The organism is Rhodoferax sp. ZS1R8, from assembly GCF_056521325.1.
This window is the reverse complement of sequence record NZ_JBWMBA010000122.1, coordinates 1-1206: the sequence shown is the minus strand read 5'-3', so window position 1 is coordinate 1206 and position 1206 is coordinate 1. Positions and strand designations below refer to the sequence as shown.

General features: G+C 60.1%; 1 protein-coding gene and 1 pseudogene. One reads left to right on the top strand and one right to left on the bottom strand.

Annotation, left to right across the window (positions count from 1 at the left end; all coding sequences use genetic code 11):
* The first annotated feature begins 112 nt into the window (after nucleotides 1-112).
* Complete coding sequence (locus tag AC097P_RS24315) at nucleotides 113-871, top strand: sulfite exporter TauE/SafE family protein (RefSeq protein WP_479612988.1); 759 nt, start codon at nucleotides 113-115, stop codon at nucleotides 869-871.
* A 10-nt stretch (nucleotides 872-881) separates the two neighbouring features.
* On the opposite strand, the pseudogene AC097P_RS24310 reads toward AC097P_RS24315, so the two are convergent.
* Nucleotides 882-1206: pseudogene (locus AC097P_RS24310) on the bottom strand (penicillin-binding protein 2); the annotation flags it as partial.

The window sequence follows — 1206 nt, the reverse complement described above, 5'->3', positions numbered from 1 at the left end:
AGCGAGCCGAGGAGACGGTAAGCAACAAGCAATAATTTCTGCATCCACCTTGAGATGCAGCTCACAAAAGCACTGACCCAGTCAGTGCTTTTTTTTGTCCGAGAATCAAGGCATGGAAATGCTTGTTGTCGCGTTGGCCTCGCTCCTGGCCGGTTTTGTAGATTCGATCGTCGGTGGCGGTGGTCTGGTGCTGGTACCTGCGCTGTTTGCCACTTTCCCCAACGCACACCCTGCCACGCTGTTCGGCACCAACAAGGGTGCCTCGGTCTGGGGCACGGCCATAGCAACGGTGCAGTACAGCAAGAGGGTGCAGATGCGCTGGCATGCGCTGGTGCCCGCTGCCATTGTGTGTTTTGCAGCGTCCATGGGCGGCGCTTGGCTGGTGACCGTGGTGTCGCCACAGTATTTGCGCAAGGCCTTGCCGGTGGTACTGGTGCTGGTGCTGGGCTATACGCTGGCCAAGAAACATCTGGGGCGCGACCACACGCCGCGCTTCGTGGGCCAGCGCGAAGCCCTGATCGCCAGTGGCATTGGTGCGGTGATCGGTTTTTACGACGGGTTCTTTGGGCCGGGTACTGGCAGTTTTTTTGTGTTCCTGCTGGTGCGTCTGCTGGGTTATGACTTTCTGAACGCATCGGCCAGCGCCAAGCTGCTCAACACCGCATCCAACTTGGCCGCCATCCTGCTATTCGCCTACAAAGGCCATGTGTGGTGGCATTTTGTGCTGGTGATGGCGATTGCCAATGTGTTGGGCAGCCTGGCGGGGACACATCTGGCGCTGAAACACGGCACGGGGTTTGTGCGGGGGGTTTTTATCGCGGTGGTGTCGGCACTAATCCTCAAAACCAGTTACGACGCGTTCCTGCGCTGAGCGCGGCGGTTTAACGCGGGGTGCTCGCTGGGGCGCTCGTGGGTGTAGCCACGGTGGCGTTTACCGCCAATGGAACCCTAGCACCGGCGCGCGGCAAAGGCACTTGAGCAGCCACCAGGGGCTTGCCGATGGGGGCCATGGCCTGACCCTTGCGCACGGCAGCCATGTCTTCATCATTGGGGTATTGGCCCATCAGCCAGTAGTCAAAAACGCGTCGCGCAATGGGCGCTGCAGAGCCGGAGCCCCAACCGGCATTCTCGACAATCAAGGCCAGCGCAATCGTCGGGTTTTCGACCGGCGCAAACGCAACGTAGAGGGAATGGTCGCGCTTGCTC

Excerpts from the sequence above, each read along its gene's own strand:
- AC097P_RS24315 (WP_479612988.1), top strand. The coding sequence starts at position 113 with ATGGAAATGCTTGTTGTCGCGTTGGCCTCGCTCCTGGCCGGTTTTGTA.